The 17,817-nt window shown below is 66.9% G+C and carries 14 protein-coding genes; 7 read left to right on the top strand and 7 right to left on the bottom strand.

Annotated elements, in window-relative coordinates; translation table 11 throughout:
• The first annotated feature begins 8 nt into the window (after nt 1-8).
• The 6 genes from J5474_RS20995 to J5474_RS20970 all read left to right on the top strand — a co-directional run bounded on the left by J5474_RS20995 (nt 9) and on the right by J5474_RS20970 (nt 8,008).
• Nucleotides 9-956: a Bug family tripartite tricarboxylate transporter substrate binding protein gene (locus tag J5474_RS20995; RefSeq protein ID WP_209363769.1), complete on the top strand. Its 948-nt coding sequence runs from the start codon at nt 9-11 to the stop codon at nt 954-956.
• 187 nt (nt 957-1,143) lie between these two features.
• The gene (locus J5474_RS20990; protein ID WP_209363766.1) at nt 1,144-3,126 is read left to right on the top strand and encodes a tripartite tricarboxylate transporter permease; all 1,983 of its coding nucleotides are present in this window, start codon (nt 1,144-1,146) and stop codon (nt 3,124-3,126) included.
• A gap of 10 nt (nt 3,127-3,136) precedes the next feature.
• Complete coding sequence (locus J5474_RS20985) at nt 3,137-4,171, top strand: YeiH family protein (protein WP_209363764.1); 1,035 nt, start codon at nt 3,137-3,139, stop codon at nt 4,169-4,171.
• Nucleotides 4,172-4,239: 68 nt separating this feature from the next.
• The gene (locus J5474_RS20980; protein WP_209363762.1) at nt 4,240-5,175 is read left to right on the top strand and encodes a LysR substrate-binding domain-containing protein; all 936 of its coding nucleotides are present in this window, start codon (nt 4,240-4,242) and stop codon (nt 5,173-5,175) included.
• An 86-nt stretch (nt 5,176-5,261) separates the two neighbouring features.
• Nucleotides 5,262-6,125 (top strand): shikimate dehydrogenase family protein, encoded by an 864-nt coding sequence (locus J5474_RS20975; protein WP_209363759.1) that lies wholly within the window; start codon nt 5,262-5,264, stop codon nt 6,123-6,125.
• Nucleotides 6,122-8,008 carry a bifunctional sugar phosphate isomerase/epimerase/4-hydroxyphenylpyruvate dioxygenase family protein gene (locus tag J5474_RS20970; protein ID WP_209363758.1) on the top strand — a complete coding sequence of 629 codons (1,887 nt, stop codon included), beginning with the start codon at nt 6,122-6,124 and terminating at the stop codon, nt 8,006-8,008. The genes J5474_RS20975 and J5474_RS20970 overlap by 4 nt, the downstream gene beginning before the upstream one ends.
• A gap of 61 nt (nt 8,009-8,069) precedes the next feature.
• Here J5474_RS20970 and J5474_RS20965 read toward each other — a convergent pair whose 3' ends face one another.
• Nucleotides 8,070-9,140 (bottom strand): ParB/RepB/Spo0J family partition protein, encoded by a 1,071-nt coding sequence (locus J5474_RS20965; RefSeq protein ID WP_209363757.1) that lies wholly within the window; start codon nt 9,138-9,140, stop codon nt 8,070-8,072.
• The gene (locus tag J5474_RS20960) at nt 9,140-10,561 is read right to left on the bottom strand and encodes an AAA family ATPase (protein ID WP_209363756.1); all 1,422 of its coding nucleotides are present in this window, start codon (nt 10,559-10,561) and stop codon (nt 9,140-9,142) included. Before J5474_RS20960 ends, J5474_RS20965 begins: the two co-directional genes overlap by 1 nt.
• A 620-nt stretch (nt 10,562-11,181) precedes the next feature.
• Between J5474_RS20960 and J5474_RS20955 the strand changes: the two genes are divergently transcribed.
• Nucleotides 11,182-12,408, top strand: a complete 1,227-nt coding sequence (locus tag J5474_RS20955; RefSeq protein ID WP_209363755.1) for a replication initiation protein — start codon at nt 11,182-11,184, stop codon at nt 12,406-12,408.
• A gap of 90 nt (nt 12,409-12,498) precedes the next feature.
• Here the strand turns inward: J5474_RS20955 and J5474_RS20950 are convergent, their stop codons facing one another.
• Genes J5474_RS20950 through J5474_RS20930 form a run of 5 tightly spaced genes read right to left on the bottom strand, consistent with a single transcriptional unit; the run spans nt 12,499 to nt 17,754 of the window.
• Entirely contained in the window at nt 12,499-13,869 is a 1,371-nt protein-coding gene (locus tag J5474_RS20950; protein WP_209363754.1) for an FGGY-family carbohydrate kinase, read from the bottom strand.
• A gap of 6 nt (nt 13,870-13,875) precedes the next feature.
• Nucleotides 13,876-14,190 (bottom strand): L-rhamnose mutarotase, encoded by a 315-nt coding sequence (gene rhaM / locus J5474_RS20945; protein ID WP_209363752.1) that lies wholly within the window; start codon nt 14,188-14,190, stop codon nt 13,876-13,878.
• Entirely contained in the window at nt 14,190-15,203 is a 1,014-nt protein-coding gene (locus J5474_RS20940; protein ID WP_209363750.1) for an ABC transporter permease, read from the bottom strand. The genes rhaM and J5474_RS20940 overlap by 1 nt, the downstream gene beginning before the upstream one ends.
• Nucleotides 15,200-16,198: an ABC transporter permease gene (locus tag J5474_RS20935; RefSeq protein WP_209363748.1), complete on the bottom strand. Its 999-nt coding sequence runs from the start codon at nt 16,196-16,198 to the stop codon at nt 15,200-15,202. Before J5474_RS20935 ends, J5474_RS20940 begins: the two co-directional genes overlap by 4 nt.
• On the bottom strand, nt 16,195-17,754 hold the full coding sequence (locus J5474_RS20930; RefSeq protein ID WP_425342907.1) for a sugar ABC transporter ATP-binding protein: 1,560 nt from the start codon (nt 17,752-17,754) through the stop codon (nt 16,195-16,197). The genes J5474_RS20935 and J5474_RS20930 overlap by 4 nt, the downstream gene beginning before the upstream one ends.
• Nucleotides 17,755-17,817: the final 63 nt, after the last annotated feature.

The following is a 17,817-nucleotide window of genomic DNA, read 5'->3' as shown; positions in this document are numbered from 1 at the left end:
GAGACCCCATGAGAAAGACCATCATCGCAAGCCTTGCGGCCATTACCCTGTCGCTGCCCGCAGCGGCGCAGGAATTCCCGCCGGGCCAGGTGGAATACATCATCCCCTTCGGACCGGGCGGCGAATCCGACATCACCGCCCGGATGCAGCAGCCCTTCTTCGAAGCGCTCTACGACGAACAGCTCGTGGTGTCCTACAAGCCCGGTGGCGGCGGCGCCGTGGGCTGGTCGCAGCTGAATTCCATGGCCGCCGACGGGTCGGTGATCATGGGGATCAACCTGCCCCACATCATCCTGCAACCGCAGCAGGGCAATGTCGGCTACCAGACCGACGACATCACCGGCGTCTACATCTTTCACTACACGCCCGACGCCATCGTGGTGCCCACCGACAGCCCGTTCCAGACGCTGGACGACCTGATCGCGGCGGCGAAGGAGAGCCCCAGGAAGATCACCTTCTCCGGATCGGGCAAGGGCACGGCGAACCATCTCGCCGCGATCCGTTTCGACCAGATGGCCGAGGTGGAAACCACCTACGTCGCCTTCAAGGGCACCGCAGCCGCCGTCACCGCCATGCTGGGCGGTCAGGTCGCGGCCGAATGGGGCTATACCACCGTCGGCGTGGGCCAGGGCGATCAGGTGCGCCTGCTGGCCGTCGCCATGGAGGACCGCCACCCCGCGTTCCCCGACGTGCCGACTTTCCGGGAACTGGGCTATGACCTCGTTTCCGGGGCCTATCGCGGCATCGCCGTGCCCAGGGACGCCTCCGAGGAAACCCGTCGGGCGGTGTCCGACACCATCGGCAAGATCAACGCCGACCCGGAGTTCCAGAAGAAGATGCTCGACGGGGGCTTTGCCCTGACCGACGTCGCATACGGCGAGGAAATGGACGCGTGGATGAAGGCCAAGGCCGATGAATTCATCCCCGCCGCCCGCGCCGCCGGCGTCATCGATTGACGGTAATCGATTGGCGGTGATCGACTGACCCTGCCCTGCGGGACGTGCAGTTCACCCCGGCACATCCCCCAGGGCACCGCGCGGGCGGGATACCCCTGCCCGCGCACGCCCCGCCGAAGCCGACCCAGCCCAGATCCGGCTGCCCAGATCCGGCTGCCCAGACATAGCCCCGACGGATGCCCGACCCATGCTCGACTACCTCTTTGCGGCACTGACGCCGCTCAATATCCTGCTGGCCTTCGCCGGCGTGGCCGCGGGCACGATCATCGGTTCCGTGCCCGGCCTGACCGCGACCATGGCCGTGGCGGTCCTGGTGCCGATCACCTTCGGCATGACCCCCGAAAGCGCGCTGATCCTGCTGGGCGCGATCTACACCGGCGCGATCTATGGCGGCGCCTATGCCGCCATCCTGCTGAACACGCCCGGCACGCCTTCGGCCATCGGCACCACCTTCGACGGCTACCCCATGGCGAAACGCGGCGACGGCGACCTGGCCGTGACCATCGCCTGCCTCGCTTCGCTGGTGGGCGGGCTGATCGGTGCCGCCGCGCTGCTGCTTCTCGCCCCACCGCTGGCCACCGCCGCGCTGGCCTTTGGCCCCGTCGAATACTTCTGGCTGGCCATCTTCGGCCTGTCGCTGATCGCCGCGCTGTCGACCCGCGATTTCCTCAAAGGTCTGATCGGCGCCGCCTTCGGCATTCTCATCGCCATGATCGGCGTGTCGGAAATCTCCGGCGAGGTGCGGTTTACCTTCGGTTCGACCACGCTTCTGGGCGGGATCGAAACCGTTTCCGCGCTGATCGGCCTCTACTGCGTTCCGGTTCTGATCGAACTCGCCGCGCGCTCAGAACGCCACCTTCAGGAACCCGAGGCCACGCGCGGCTTCCGCCTGCCCGAAGCCTTTGCCACCGTCATGCGTCAGAAGGTAAACCTGCTGCGCAGTTCGGTCATCGGCACGCTGGTCGGCGCCCTGCCCGGCGCGGGCGGCTCCATCGCCGGGCTCGTCGCCTATTCCGAGGCGCGCCGCTCCGACCGCCGCCAGCCGCCCTACGGCAGGGGCAACCCCGGCGGCATCGTCGCCACGGAATCCGCCAACAACGCCACCGTGGGCGGCGGCTTCATCCCGACACTGGTGCTGGGCATTCCCGGCACGCCGCCCGATGCGGTCATCCTCGGCGCGCTGCTGGTACAGGGCGTCCGCACCGGCCCCACGCTTTTCAACGAAGGGTCGAGCATCGTTTACACCTTCATCTTCGGCCTGTTCCTCGCCACGCTGCTTATGCTGCCCGTGGGCCTGCTGATCGGGCGCTTTGCCTATGGCTCCATTGTGCGCGCGCCAAAGGCCGGGCTGGTGCCGGTGGTGGCCTTCATGACCATCATCGGCAGCTTTGCGATCCGCAACAGCCTGTCGGACGTGGGCATCATGCTGGTGCTGGGCATTGTCGGCTGGGTGGCGAACCGGCGCGGCTTCGCCGTCTCGCCCATCGTGCTGGGGCTGATCCTCGGCCGCATCGCCGAAGAGGGCTTCGTCCAGAGCTGGACCATCGGCGAGGCAATGGGCTCCGTCTCCGGGCAGTTCTTTGGCCGGCCGCTGTCCATGGTCATCATCGCTCTGACCGCGATGAGCTTCCTCTACCCCTTCATGCCAGCGCTGAAACGCATCCTGAAACGCGGCGGCGAAGAGGCCATGCCGGAGAAATCCGAGGCCTCCGACCCCGCCAGCCGCGCCGCCATCCTGCGCGACCTCGCGGGTATCGGCACCATGGCGGCGGTCGCCATTATCGCCCTGTGGCAATGCTCCACCCTGAACCTGGAGGCGGCCGTGTTCCCGCGCACCATCGCCACCGGCATGCTGGTGCTGTGCGGGCTGGCCGCGCTGGAAACGATCCTGACCCGCCGCGTGGTCGAGGACCGCTCCTCCGGCTCCCTGCCGCGTCGGGCGGGCGTCCCCCTCGCCATGGCGGCGGGCATCGCGCTGGCGCCGGTGCTGGGCTTTGCCGCCGCGGGTATCGTCATGGCGGCGGGGCTGATGCTCTGCGCCGAACACGACCGCCGCAGCGCACGCGGCTGGGTGATCCTCGGGATCAGCACGGCGGCGGTGATCGTGATCTTTACCATGGGCTTCCGCGAGGCGCTCATGGTCCCGCTGCCGCGCGGGCTGCTGTACTGAAGGACTGCACATGACCGACCCGACACTCGCAGCGCCCCGCCTCAAGGGGCTCCTGCACCGCGCCGACACGCTTTGGCCCGGCCTGCTGGTCTGCGCGCTGGCGGCGCTGGCGGCGCAGTTCCTGTCCGACCACTACGGCGCGCCTGCCATGCTGATGGCGCTCCTGATGGGACTCTCGCTGCACTTCCTCGTGGAGGACGGCGAACGGTGCGCCCCCGGCATCGGCCTTGCCGCGCGCACGGTGCTGCGCCTTGGCGTGGCGCTGCTGGGCGCGCGCATCTCCTTCGAGGTCTTCGCCCAGCTGGGGCTTCAGGTGGTGGGGCTGATCGTGGCCGCGCTGCTGGCCACCATGGCGTTCGGCTGGCTGGCGGCGCGTCTGCTGGGACGCGGCTGGCGGCTGGCGATCCTGACGGCGGGTTCCGTGTCGATCTGCGGTGCCTCCGCCGCCATGGCCATCGCTGCCGTGCTGCCGCGCAACGACCTGAGCGAACGCAACCTCAGCTTTACCGTCTTCGGGGTCACGCTGCTGTCGACCGTCGCCATGGTGGTCTACCCGATCCTGTCCAACCTCCTGGGCCTGACCGACCTGCAATCCGGTATCTTTCTCGGCGGCACGATCCATGACGTGGCACAGGTGGTCGGCGCAGGCTTCTCCGTCTCCGAATCCGTGGGCGAGACCGCCACCACCGTGAAACTCATCCGCGTTTCCTTGCTGGCGCCCTTCGTCCTGGTGCTCACTGTCGCGCTGCGCCGCGCCGGGGTCGAGGACACCACCGCCGACAAGCGCCCCCCTGCCCTGCCCGCCTTTGTCCTGGCCTTCCTCGTCCTCGCCTTCGTCAACTCGCTGGGCTGGCTTCCCGCCGTCGCGCAGGCGACGCTCTGGGCGCTGTCCAAATGGGCCATGCTGACGGCCATCGCCGCGGTGGGCATGAAGACCGACCTCAAGCGCATCCTCTCCGTGCCGCCGCAATCAGTGGTGCTGATCTTCCTCGAAACGGCCTTTATCGCCGCCATCGTGCTGGCCGGGGTGCTGTTCCTGGCATGACGTAACATCGCCTGCTTGCGGGGCCTCTGGGATACCCTCATGTTAACCGCCATGACCGGGAGGCCTCCATGGCGGAAATGACCCTGCGGCAGATCGAAGTTATCCGCGCCGTGATGCTGACCGGCACCATCAACGGTGCCGCCGCCATGCTGCATGTCTCCGCCCCCGGTATCAGCCGTCTGGTAAAGCACACCGAGGAATCGCTTGGCATCCGCCTGTTCGAGCGCAAGGCCGGGTTATTCGTTCCTGCGATGGAGGCCGCCCGCGTCTTTGACCAGATCCGGGCCGTTTACCGTGGCGTCGAACACCTGCACCAGGCGGTCGGCGCCCTGCAGGAGGGCGAGGACGTCCGCCTCGCCATTGCCTCCGCACCGTCCGTTGCGCAATTCATCGCCGCCCGTGTCATGCAACGGATGCGCGCGCGATACGCCGACCTCTTCATCGACCTCAATATCCTGAAGATAGAGGAGACCGTGGATTACCTCCTTCTGGAGCGGGGCGAATTCGTGGTGATGAGTTCCCCCATCCCCAATGCCGCCATGGAAAACGAACAGATCGCCGAGGGGCGGCTGGTGGCCATCATGCCCGACGGGCACCCGCTGGCGGCGCGGACCGCTGTCTCCGTGCACGACCTGATCGCCGAGCCGCTTATCGGCATCGACCCCGCCGACCCCTATGGCCAACTGCTGGCCCGCCCTTTCGAACGCGAGGGCCTGACGCCCCGCCACGCCATGCGCGGCCGCTTTGCGCAGACGCTGGTCAGCCTCGTGCGGCACGGGTTGGGCGTTGCCGTGATCGACGAATTCTCCGTGTCGGAGGTCTATATGCCCGGCGTCACCCGCCGCCCGCTGGCGGAGGAAACCTCCGTCGGCGTGCATGTCGTGCGCAAGAAGGGCCGCGTTCTGTCGGGTTTCGCCGAATACGCCATCGGACAGTTCCGGAGCGAGCTCGCGAAGGCGGTGGAGGACGGCCCATGGCTGCGCGCCGCCCCGCCCCGGAAATAACTTCGTGTTCATCGGAATGAAATCTGGGTATTTGACGTTACGCGAAGGCCGCCCCAGACTCCCCCCAAGACTCCGAAGGAACCACCATGCCCAGCCCCGACGCGACTCCCGGCCTCAAACTCGGCCTCATCGGTGACAATATCGCCAGATCCCGCGCCCCCCTGCTGCACCGCCTCGCAGGGGAGCAGTCCGGACTGGCCGTGCAATACGACCGCCTCGTTCCGGCCGAGATGGGCGAGGCCTTCGACATCCTCTTTGGCAAGTGCCCCGCGCGCCGCTATCGCGGCATCAACGTCACCTACCCCTACAAGGAACGCGCGGCGAAGAAGGTCACGACCGCCGATCCGCTGGTCGCCGCCATCGGCGCGGTGAACACCGTGCTGTTCGATGCCGACGGCCCGCAGGGGTTCAACACCGATTACAGCGGCTTTGTCGCCGCCTACCGCGCCGCGCGCAGCACGCCCCCCGGCATCGCCTGCCTGATCGGCACCGGCGGGGTCGGCCGCGCGCTGGCCTTCGGGCTTCTGGCGCTCGGGGCCGAGGAGATCCGCCTGCTCGACCGCGACGCGGCAAAGGCCGAGACGCTCGCCGCCGACCTCCGCGCCGCCGGGAAACCCACGCGCATTTCCACCTGGACCGCCCCCGCAGAAGCCGCCAAAGGCGCTCAGGGCCTGCTGAACGGCACCCCGGTCGGCATGGTCGGCCATGGCGGCACCCCACTGCCCGCGCGGCACATGGGGGGCGCGGACTGGGCCTTTGACGCGGTCTATACCCCGGTCGACACGCCGTTCCTGCAAGACGCGCAGGCGAATGGCCTTCAGGTCATCTCCGGCTTCGAGCTCTTCTTCTGGCAGGGCGTGCACGCCTGGGATCATTTCTCCGATGGCCGCCCTCTCGACCAATGCGCCCTGCGCGCAGCCCTCGACGCAGCCCCGGCGGACCCCGCATGAAAACCTCAATCGCCACCGTCTCCATATCCGGCACCCTGCGCGAAAAGCTCGCCGCCATCGCGAAGGCCGGTTTCGACGGCATCGAGATCTTCGAACAGGACTTCATCGCGGACGAGGGATCGGCCCGCGAAATCGGCGCCATGATCCGCGACCACGGGCTTGAAATTCCCCTCTTCCAGCCCTTCCGCGACTTCGAAGGGCTGACCGGCGACCTGCGCCGCCGCGCCTTTGACCGCGCGCGGTACAAGTTCGACACCATGGCCGAGCTCGGCACCGACCGTATCCTGATCTGTTCCACCTGCCACCCGCAGGCGCTTGGCGGGATCGACCGCGCCGCCGCCGACTTTGCCGAACTGGGCGAGATCGCCCGCCCCTACGGCATCCAGGTGGGGTACGAGGCGCTGGCCTGGGGCCGCCACGTCAACGACCACCGCGACGCCTGGGAAATCGTGCGCCGCGCCGATCATCCCAACGTCGGCGTGATCCTCGACAGCTTTCACACGCTGGCGCGCCGCATCGACCCCGATACCATCCGCCGCATTCCCGGCGACCGCATCACCTTTGTCCAGCTGGCCGACGCGCCGCTGATCGACATGGACCTGCTCTACTGGTCGCGCCACTTCCGCAACATGCCGGGCGAAGGCGACCTTGCCGTGGCGGACTTCATGCGCGCGGTGGCCGCGACGGGCTATGACGGCTGGATCAGCCTCGAAATCTTCAACGACCAGTTTCGCGGCGGACGCCCCGAAGGGCTGGCCCGCGACGGCCACCGCTCGCTGGTGGCCCTCATGGACGACGTGCGGCGGCAGGAACCCGACATTGCTGCAACCGTGCCCGCCCTGCCCGCCCGCGTGGCGACCACAGGCGTCTCCTTCGTCGAATTTGCCACGCGAGGGGCCGAGGCGGACGCGCTGCGCGACCTTCTGCGTGCCATGGGCTTTGCCCAGGTCGCCCGCCACGTGGCGAAATCCGTAACCCTCTGGCAACAGGGCGATATTCGCATCATCCTGAACGAGGAAACCACCGGCTTCGCCGACCACGCATGGACCGCACGCGGCACCGGGATCTGCGACGTGGGGCTGTCGGTGGTACGGGCGTCCGATACCGTGACCCGCGCTCAGGCGCTTGGCGCGGAACTCTTTCACCAGCCGGTGGGACCGGGCGAATTCGACATCCCCGCAATCCGCAGCGTCGGTGCCTCAGTGCTGCATTTCATTGACGAGGAAACCGGCCTTTCAAAGGTCTGGCAGGTGGAATTCACCCCCATCGACGCGCCAGAGCCCGACGCGGGCCTGACCCGCATCGACCACCTGGCCGAAACCATGAGCTACGATGAAATGCTGTCATGGTCGCTGTTCTACACCACGCTTTTCGACCTCGCGCCCTCGCCGCTGGCCGATGTGATCGACCCCGACGGTCTGGTGCGCAGCCAGGCCCTGCGCAGCCCCGACGGCGCGCTGCGCATCACGCTGAACGGCGCGGAAACCCACCGCACGCTGGCCGGGGCCTTCCTCGCCGAAAGCTTTGGCGGCGCGGTGCAGCATGTGGCCTTTGCTTGCGACGACATCCTCGCCACCGCGCGCGCCATGGGGGATCGGGCATTTGCGCCGCTGCCGATGACCGAAAACTATTATCGCGATCTCGCCGCACGCTTTGACCTTTCGCCCGAGACGCTCGCGGCGCTGAAGGCGCATCACATCCTTTACGACGAAGACGCGCAGGGCCGGTTCTACCAGTTCTACGCCCGCCCCTTCGGCGGCGGCTTCTTCTTCGAGGTGGTGCAGAGGGTCGATGGCTACGACGGTTACGGCGGCCCCAACGCCCCCTTCCGCATCGCCGCGCAGAAGCGGCTGACCGGGACAAAGGGCGTGCCGACCCGCTGACCGCGGCGGGCTAAGACAGGACGCCCCCCCCCCCTGCCCCGCCGGCAGTCAAACCATCCAGTCACCTGGACGGCGGGCCGAATATCCGCTCAAGCTCGTTCATCGCCACGTCGATGGTGTCGCGCCCCACCGCGCGCCCGGACAGCCGGATATACCAACCGTTCGCATCCTCGCCCGCCTGAAACCGTACGCCGTTGTCCAGCACGCGCGGGCTGGCGACTTTCTTCGGGCGGCCGCCCTTTTTGGGGTCGGCCTTGCGCTCCACCCCGTCCAGCGCCTCCGCGATCAGCGCGGCCTCTTCCTCGGGCGTCTCGACCCGGCCCTCGGCCAGCGCGTCGCGCAGCCGCCCTTCTGCGCCCTCGCGCAGCGCCGCCGCCATGCGCAGACCGTCGCGTTCCTTCAGCATGTCGGGAAAGGACAGCATGTCGCCCAATTCCTCGAAGATCAGCGCAAAGGACCGGATCTTGGACCGCTTCGCCTTGGACGCCTGCGGGAACAGCGCGTTCACCGCCTCTTCGGTGTTCACGAAGGCCCCCTGCTGCGCCGCGATCACCGCGATCCGCCCGCGTTCGAAATGGCTCAGGGAGGCGCGGATCTCATTCTCCTCGACCATGGCGGCAAAGGTGCCCCCCATGGCCTGAGGATCGCGCACCACGGCCTTGATCGTGGCGTGTTTCTCCCCGCCGAAGTAATCGCTCAGTTGCTGCATCGCCATCAGCCGTCGATACCCGGACAAAAGCCCGTAGCGAAATGCGCCCTCCTCCAGTGGAAACACCTCGATCGGCAGGCGCAGCCCGGTCTTCATGATCGACAGCTTCAGTTCTTCGAGTTCGGCCGCGTCGATCACCACCCGGTCGCGTACGATGGCATCGCGCCGGATCTCGCTCAGCGGCACCTCCAGCATCACGAGGCCGCCCTTCTCCGCCGCCCTCAGCCGCTCCGCATCCGACCGGTCCTTCGCAGCCGCCGCCCGATCCTGCGCCGATCGGGTCTCGTGCAGGGCAGCCGTCTCTGCCGCCACCTGTGCGATCGGTGCGTTCACGATCCCTTTGGAGGTTTCGCGGCGAAACTCCTCCTCGATCCGGCTCAGATCCTCCGCGGAGGGCGCCTCCAGTTTTCTGCGCTTTGCCATCACTCAGCCTCCTCGTTCATCGCGGGACCCTCCGGGCCCGCGTTCTCCGCCATTTGCAGATCGCGCCACCAGGTGCCCAGGATCACCTCCTTCACCTCGGCCCAGGTGCGGTCGAACGTCTCGCGCCCACGCACATAGGTGTCGCGGTTGAAGTCGCGGTAATCGGTTTCGTAAATGCCGGACACCATCTCTCCCGCCTGCCCCACCATGGCCGTCACCTCCTGCCGGTAGGTCGTCATGAAGTCGCCGAAATAGGCCTGGATCACGTTCGCCAGATCGGTCTGCTGGCCCGCGTCGAACCGCGTCACCAGCGCCCGCACCGCGTCCCATTCGAACCGCATCTCCGGCAGCCCCCCCTGCCGCCGCGCGCGGTTCTCGCCTTCTTCGATGGAGGCGAAGGTCGAATAGATCATGTCGAAAAACCGCCCCGTGGAATCGAACTCCAGGAACGACGCGCCCAACGGCACGAGCAGGATATCCGCCGCCGAGAGCGCGTTAATCGTCAGATATCCCAGCGCGGGCGGCGTATCGAGCAGGATGATGTCGTAGTCGTCCAGCATACCGCCCTCCTCCAGCGCGTTCAGCAGCGCATCCCACAACGCCCATCCCCGCAGCTGCATCCGCCAGACCGGCACCTGGAATTCCGCCCAATACAGGTTCAGCTGCGCGCCGATCAGGTCGATGTTCGGCCAGTGGGTCTTTTGAACCAGGTTTCGCGGCGAAACCTCTAACGCGGCGGTCAGTGTCTCATCCAATTGGTAAGGCGTTTGCCCTTCCGCTTCGCGCACCCGATTCTCTTCGACCAGTTTCAGCGCGTAATCCCGCGCCAGCATGGGAAAGACCGTCTGCCATTCGTCCTCCACCGTGCCGCCCATGATCGAGGTCATGGAGCCCTGGCTGTCGAGGTCGATCACCAGCACCTTGTAGCCGTCCAGCGCCGCCGACATCGCCAGATGCGCGCAGGTTGAGGTCTTGCCGACCCCGCCCTTGAAGTTGGCGACCGCCACCACCTTCGCCGGCAGGCCTTCCGGCCTCCAGGCGCGGTATTCCTTGCCCTTGGCGCCCTCCTCGGCAAAGAAATCGCGCAAGGACAGGATCTCTTCGAGCGTGAACCACTTCGACCCGCCTTCGCCCTCGCCCTGCGGCAGGTCCGGGTTCTGCCGCAGCACGCGCCGCAGGTGGGCGGGGTTCACCGGGATCAGGTACTTGCAGACCTCCCAGGTGGAAAACTTGCGCAGCCGCTTCGCCCCGTCCGGCGCGTAGCCGCGTTTCGCCAGGTCGTCGCGCCCGCGCATGGCAAAGGCCGCTGCCTTGGCAAACCGGGCCGTATCGATAGGGTCCGCCAAGCGCGCGGCAGCCGCCGCCGGGTCGATGTTGAAATACGGGGGCAGGTCCGGCTTTGCCGATGGTTTCTGTGCCATGTCGCCTCGTCATGTTCGCTGTTTGCCGCGATATCGTGGAAACTATGGCACATGCGCGGGGCTGAGTGAATCGCCTTCATCCCTCATCAATCAAAATATACACCACACAGGCGGATTGTTTGAGACTCTTTCTGATTATTTAGAATCTTTCCGGTCTGGATTTTTCCGTCATACCAAATACTTGCAACTGCACAGGCACCCGCTTCCGGGATCAGGGGGCGCCGTTCCCGGGGCGAAGGGAACCCGTTTCCGGTATCAAGGGCTCCGATTCGCGGTTCTCCTGTGGATAAGCGCCGAAAACAGCCATGTTAGACCCTGATCGCCCCAGCCCCGAGTCGCCCCGATTCGCGCTGATCCCCTGACCGACCCGTAAACGGATACCTTTCGCCATGGGCCATCGCTGCCCCGACCGGCAAAGGCACCCGTTTACAGGATGCACCCAAAGGTGCCAGCCGGAGGCTTGTCACGGGATACCTTTTCCCGGACAATACGGGCCAACCGGGGCGCGATTCCGGAGCGGGCCGCCAACAGGGCGCGAACTGGCCCGAACTGGCCTGAACTGGCAACGGATGGCGACACGGGGCAGGACCAGATCCCGACGCCGGGCAGAGAGGCACGAGATGGACGACATTCCCCGCGACGATCTGAGCGGCCCGCTGCGCCGTGGCGCGGTCAAGAAGCACGTGGCCGCGATCCATGTATCGGGCAAGCTGACGCTGTTGCAGCGCAAGCTGTCGAACGTGTTGCTGCTCAATGCCTACGACACGCTGACCTCCGCCAGCCGCCACCGCATCGACGCGCGTACGCTGTGCCTGATGATCGGCTACAATTCGAACGACATGGACACGCTCAAGGCATCGCTGCGTGGTCTCGCGGAAACCGTGGCGGAATGGGACATGCTCGACGCCAGGGGGGAACAGGAATGGGGCGTCTCCTCCCTGCTGTCCTACGCAAAGCTCAAGGGCGGCGTCTGTGAATACGCCTATTCACCGGCGTTGGCGGAAAAGCTGCACGACCCAAAGGTCTTTGCCCTGATCAACCTCAACATCCAGCGCCGGTTCACCTCCGGCCATGCGCTGGCGCTGTATGAAAACTGCTATCGTTTCGTGCGGACGGGATCGACGGGCTGGTGGTCGCTGGACCTGTTCCGCCGCCTGATGGGGGTGGCGGACTCGCCGTATTACGAGGTCTACAAGCACCTCAACGCCAAGATCATCAAACCCGCCGTGGCCGAGGTCAACAAGACCTCCAACATCGTCGTCACGCCCGAAGTGAAAAAGCTGGGCCGACAGGTTACCGAAATCCGCTTTCGCATCGCGGAAAACCCGCAGTTGTCGATCCTCGACCTCGATGATGGCGAGGGTTTGCGCAAGTCCGACGTCTACGCCCGGCTGCGCGCGCTCGGCGTATCGGACCGGCTGGCACGGCAGTGGATGACGGAACACGGCGAAAACCACGTACGCGCCAAGATCGACTTCGTGGCGGGGCAGGGTGGGGTAAAGAACCCGGTAGGATACCTTACTGCCGCGTTAAGGAATGACTACTCACCCGGTGCCCCGCCGGAAGGAGGTTTCGCGGCGAAACCTCCCTCGGGTGGGGGGCAGGGTTTCGCGGCGAAACCTGTCAGCCCGCGGGGCAGGCGGCTGGCACGCATTCAGGCGCTGGCGCAGGCCCGCAAGCCCACCCAGCGCGACGCCGACCGCAGCCTCTTCATGGCCCGGCTTTCCGGCACGCTGCGCGACGATTTCGAACGGCATGGCTGGATGTCCGGCCTGAACGCCGAGGCGATCGAGGCCTTCTGGACCGAGCTTTCCCCCGGTGCCTTCGACGATCTGGACGAGGACTGACCGCGGCGCGCCCCGGACGGCGCAAGCCACCCGCAGGCGGAAGACGGCCGGACTGGCCCAAGGCCTTCCGGCCACCTTTCTGGCTGACGTTCAGGCTGGCTGTGGGGCCGGTTGTCGGTCGGTTCGCTCCCGCCAGGCCCGACCATAGGCCGCCAGCGCCGCCGCCTCTGCGGGCGGGGCGACGGGCCGACCCTTCGGCGGCTGGGCCTGCGGATCGGCCAGCAGGGCGGCCCCGACGCTGGTGCCCGTGGCGCTGGCCGAGATCAGCACCGCCCGCCCCGTGCAGGCCCCCAGCATGGCGAGGTAATCGGCGTTGCGGGCAAAGGGACCCTCCACCACCACAGGTCCGCGGGCCCCGATCAGGTGCTGGCATTCCGCTGTCATCAGCGCCAGATACCACGACAGCGCGGCGCCCTTTTCTCCGGGGGTCATGGCGGGATCGCTCCAACCGCCGCGCCGCCCCGCAAAGGGGCCGGAGGCCGCTTCGATGGCGGGCAGAAGCATCAGGTCGCCTGTCAGGACGCGGGTGCGGTCGGACTCGGTCGGAGCGGTCGTTTCGCCCTTCATCAGCTCGTACTCGCGCCCGCCCATGAAGCGGGCAGAGGGCGTCGCCCCACCGAGCGCGTTGACGTTAACCAGCGTATCGCGGGCGGGATCCAGCGCGGATGTCGCGCCGCCCACGGCCATGCTGATGACCCATGTGCCGGTCGACACGACTGAAAATGCCCCCTCCATCACCCGCAGGTGCGGCAGCAGGGAGGCATTGCTGTCGTGGATGCCGGAGTGCACCGGCGTCGACTTTGGCAGGCCGGTGGCGCGGGCCACGTCCTCGGTCAGGGTTCCTGCCACGGCCCCGGCGGCGATCAGCGGCGCCATGGTCAGGCCCAGCCGGTCCGGCAGGTCCGACAGCTGCCCCTCGGAGGGCAGCCAGAGGTCGGTATGACAACCCAGAGAGGTCGGTTCCGCTGCGAAACCTCCCGTTAGCCGCCCCGACCAGTATTGCGGGTAGCTGACCACTTGCGCCGTGGCCTCACGCAGGCCCGTCTGGGTCTCCAGCAGCCAGTGCAACTGGGCGCCAGCGTTCAGGCCCAGTGGCAGGCGGGGGGAGCCGGTGTCAGCGAAGTCCGGACGCAGGGCGTCGTAGGCTGCGGCCATGCTGTCAGGCCCGTCGTGTTCGTAGTCCAGCACCGGGCAGGCCATCCCCCCGCCGGCCCCCAGCAGCACAAAGCAGGCGCCGTGGGTGGTCACGGTGATCCGATCGACCCCGTGTGCGGCGTGGACCTCCCTTAGCGCAGCGAGGAAGAAGGCCCATAGCGCTTCGGTATCGAAATGCGGGTAGGGGGGGCCTTGAAGGACGGTGTTCGGCCGCGTCAGAACGGCCAGTTCCTGCATGGTCTCGGTCTCGACCAGCGCGAGTTTCGCATTGGTCTTGCCAATGTCCAGGACGGCGACGTGGGTCATGATCCCTCAGGGCATGTGGAACATCGGGACCAGCGGGCGGACCACGGGTTCGTTGTCGGGGTGGGTCGGCATGATGTCGGCCATATGCGCCCACCAACGCTGCATCACGGGGGAGTCGGGCAGGGCATCCATGCCGTGATCCGCACGCCGCCAGAGTATCCCGAAGAGTGTCCCGCTGCTCTCGTCGAGATGGATGGAGTAGTCGGAGATCCCGGCCTCCTTCAGGAGGGTGACAAGCTCGGGCCAGATGGCATCATGACGGCGCTTGTACTCCTCGGCCCGGCCGGGAAGAAGTTGCATGGCAAAGGCGTGTTTCTCCATCATCCCCTCCACATTTGCCACAGGCGGGGCAGCGCGATGACGCCGATCAACATGAGACCGATGAAGATCGACATGACGATCCCGGGCACGTTCAGCAGGCCCAGCCCGAAGGTCACCAGACCCATGACGAAGGCGGCGATCACAACGCCCGGAATTGACCCCGAGCCACCGAGAATCGAGACCCCGCCCAGCACCACCATGGTGACGACTTCAAGCTCCATCCCCGCAGCGATCGACGGCCGGGTGCTGCCGAGGCGCGAGGTCAGGCAGATGGCGGCAACGCCGGACATCAGCCCGGTCAGCAGGAAGAGGATGAACTTTACCCGTTCCACCCGGATGCCTGAGAACTGCGCGGCGGTCGCGTTGTTGCCGATGGCAAAGACCGCACGGCCGAAATTGCTGCGGTGCAGCAGGACGTGATAAGCCACGGCGAGGAGGGCGAAGAGGACGAATTCGAAGGAGATCACCCAGACCACGTAACCCTGCCCGAAATAAGAGAAATCCGCCGGATAGCCGCGATAGGCACCATCGCCCAGCACGATGAAGGAGATGCCGCGAAACAGGCTCATGGTGCCGATGGTCACGACGATGGAGGGCAGGCCCAGCCGCGTCACCAGCACGCCGTTGAAGGCGCCGCACAGCACCCCGGTCACGAGGCCGATCAGCACCAGCGCGGGCATGCCGAACCCGGCCACGGCCGCCGCGCCCATGGCGGTGGAGGCCAGCGCGATGATCGAGGCCACCGAGAGATCGATTTCCCCCGCGATGATCAGCAGCGCCATGGCGAAGGCGATCATCGCCTTTTCGGTGAAGTTGAAAGTGGCGTCGCTGAGGTTCCATGCGTTGAGGAAGTATGGCGAAGCCAATGAATTTGCGATGAAAATCGCCACCGCCACCAGCAGGAGCAGCAGTTCCCAGCTGGCCAGAAGGCGGGCGCCGGGGCCTTGAAGGCGGTCGGGGATATGGCGGCCCGGCGCGGTCTGGGGGGCGGAGTTTGCGGAAAGGTCGGTCATGCGGCGGCTCCTTCGGGCGCGCGGTGTTCGGCGCTGCGCAGGATGATGCGGCCCTTGGTGCGGGCGCTGCGCGTGTTCAGGGTCACGGCGACGATGATCGCGCTGCCGGAAATCGCCATCTGCCAGAAGGGCGAGACGTCGACGACCGGCAACGCGTTCTTGACGATGCCGAGGAAAAGCGCGCCCAGCAACGTTCCGAGGATCGTGCCGGCGCCCCCCGCGATGGAGATGCCGCCGATGACGCAGGCGGCGACGACCTCAAGCTCGAACCCCGCCGCGATGTCGACGTAGGCCACGGCGTAGCGCGCCACCCAGAGGTAGCCGGTCAGCCCCGCCAGCGCGCCCGACAGGGTGAAGGCCCAGAACTGCGTACGGCCCACGGACAGCCCGGTGTAGACGGCGGCATGCGGGTTGCCGCCCACCGCGTAAAAGGCCCGGCCCAGCGGTGTGCGCGCGATCATCAGCGCCACCCCGGCGGTGGCGAGGATGCCCATCCAGGCGAGCACCGGCAGGCCCAGCAGGCTGGCGCGCGGGAAGCCGGTGAAGGCCGCGCTCATTTCGTGCGCGTTGACCCATGCGCCATCGGAGATCAGGAAGATGATGCCGCGATAGATCGTCATGGTGCCCAGCGTCACCACGATGGGCGGGATCTGGAGTTTCCAGACGAGGATGCCATTGGCCATGCCCATGATCGCGCCGAGCGTGACGGCCACGGCAAGGATCACCGGAACGGGCAGGCCGGGCCAGGCGGCGTTCAGCATGGCGCAGACCATCCCCGAAAGCGCGAGGTTCGCCGCAACCGACAGGTCGATGCAGCGGGTGAGGATCACCACCGTCTGTCCCAGCGCGAGGATCAGCAGCGGCGAGGTATCGGTGAACACGCGCGCCAGGTTGCCGGGCGCGATGAAGCCGGGGAAGCGGCTGGCGATCAGCGCCAGCAGAGCCAGGATGGCGCCTGTCAGCATGGCTTCGCGGGATTTCAGGAAGCGGGTCATGCGCGGTCTCCGGCGGTTGTCTCGGCGGCTGCGCCGATGCCTGCGGCGTGGCGCACGAGGGTTTCGGGGGTAAGGTCGCCGCCCTCGAGTTCAGCGGCGATCAGACCTTCGCGCATGACGATGACGCGGTCGGACATGCCCAGCACCTCGGGGATTTCCGAGCTGACCATGATGACAGACAGGCCCTCCGCCGCGAGTTCGGCCATGAAGGCGTGCACGGCGGCCTTTGATCCGATGTCGATGCCCTTTGTCGGCTCGTCGAGGATGATGACGCGGGGCCGGGTGGCCAGCCATTTGGCGATCACCACCTTCTGCTGGTTGCCCCCCGAGAGATTGCCCACGTCCTGATCCAGCGAGGCCGCCCGCAGGTCAAGGCGTTCGGTGTACTGGCGGGCCAGCGCGAATTCCTCGGCCAGTCGCAGGAAGCCGTTTTTCGAGGTGCGGCGCAGCGAGGGCAGGGTGACGTTCTGGAAGATCGGCAGGCCGATGACGGCGCCCTGCCGGCCGCGATCCTCGGGGACGTAGACGATGCCGTTCTCCACTGCGTCGGCGGGGGAGCGGATGACCTTGATCTGCCCGCCGATCTTCACCACGCCCTTGGACGGACGGGTGATGCCGAAAAGCGCCTGCATGACCTCGGACCGGCCCGCGCCGACGAGGCCGTAGAAGCCCAGAATCTCGCCCTGGCGGAGGGTAAAGCCGATGTCCGCGAACTCGGTCGGGTGGCTGTAGCCCACGACCTGAAGCACGTCCTCGCCGGGATTGTGCACCCGGTCCGGAAAGATCTGGTCGACGTCGCGGCCCACCATCATGCGTACGAGGTCCGCCTCGCAAACCTCCGACATGAGGCCGGAGCCGACGTGCGTGCCGTCACGAAAAACGGTGTAGCGGTCTGCGATGCGAAAGACCTCGTCGAACTTGTGGGAGATGAAGAGGATGGCGCGGCCTTCGGCCTTCAGCCGGTCGACGAGCTCGTAAAGCTCCTCGATCTCCTTGTGGGACAGGGCGGCGGTGGGTTCGTCCATGACCACCACGCGGGCGTCGACCGACAGTGCGCGGGCGATGGCTACGAGGTGTTTCGACGCGATGCCAAGCTCGCGCAGCGGTGTGTCCGGGTCGAGATCGGCGTCGATGCGGGTCAGGATTTCGCGGGCGCGGCTGCGCAGGGTCGGCCAGTCGATGAGGCCCAGCCGCGTGCGCGGCGCGTGGCCGATGAATATGTTTTCCGCCACGGTGAGTTCGTCGAACAGCACGGTTTCCTGGTGGATCGCGGTGATGCCCGCCCGTGCGGCGTCCTGCGCGGTGGCAAAGCGGACGGGCTGCCCGGCCAGCGTGATCGTGCCCGCGTCGGGCTGGTAGATGCCGGTCAGCGTCTTCACGATGGTGGATTTTCCGGCGCCGTTCTCGCCGATCAGGGCGGTGACCTGGCCGGGGAAAAGCTCCAGCGAGACGCCATCCAGCGCCTTCACGCCGGGGAATGTCTTGGTGATGCCGGAGAGGGCCAGCACGGGGCCGTCGGCCTGCGTCTGGTCGAACTGCCGGGAAGGGACGCTCATCTGCATCGCATCCTCCGTCGGGAAGGGTCTTGAAGGGTGCCCCGGGGCCCGCGTCTGGGCGGC

The sequence above is a fragment of the Sagittula salina genome, assembly GCF_017813235.1.
GTDB lineage: Bacteria > Pseudomonadota > Alphaproteobacteria > Rhodobacterales > Rhodobacteraceae > Sagittula > Sagittula salina.
Note: the sequence above shows the minus strand (reverse complement) of the source record. Positions and strands in the feature narration are given on the sequence as shown.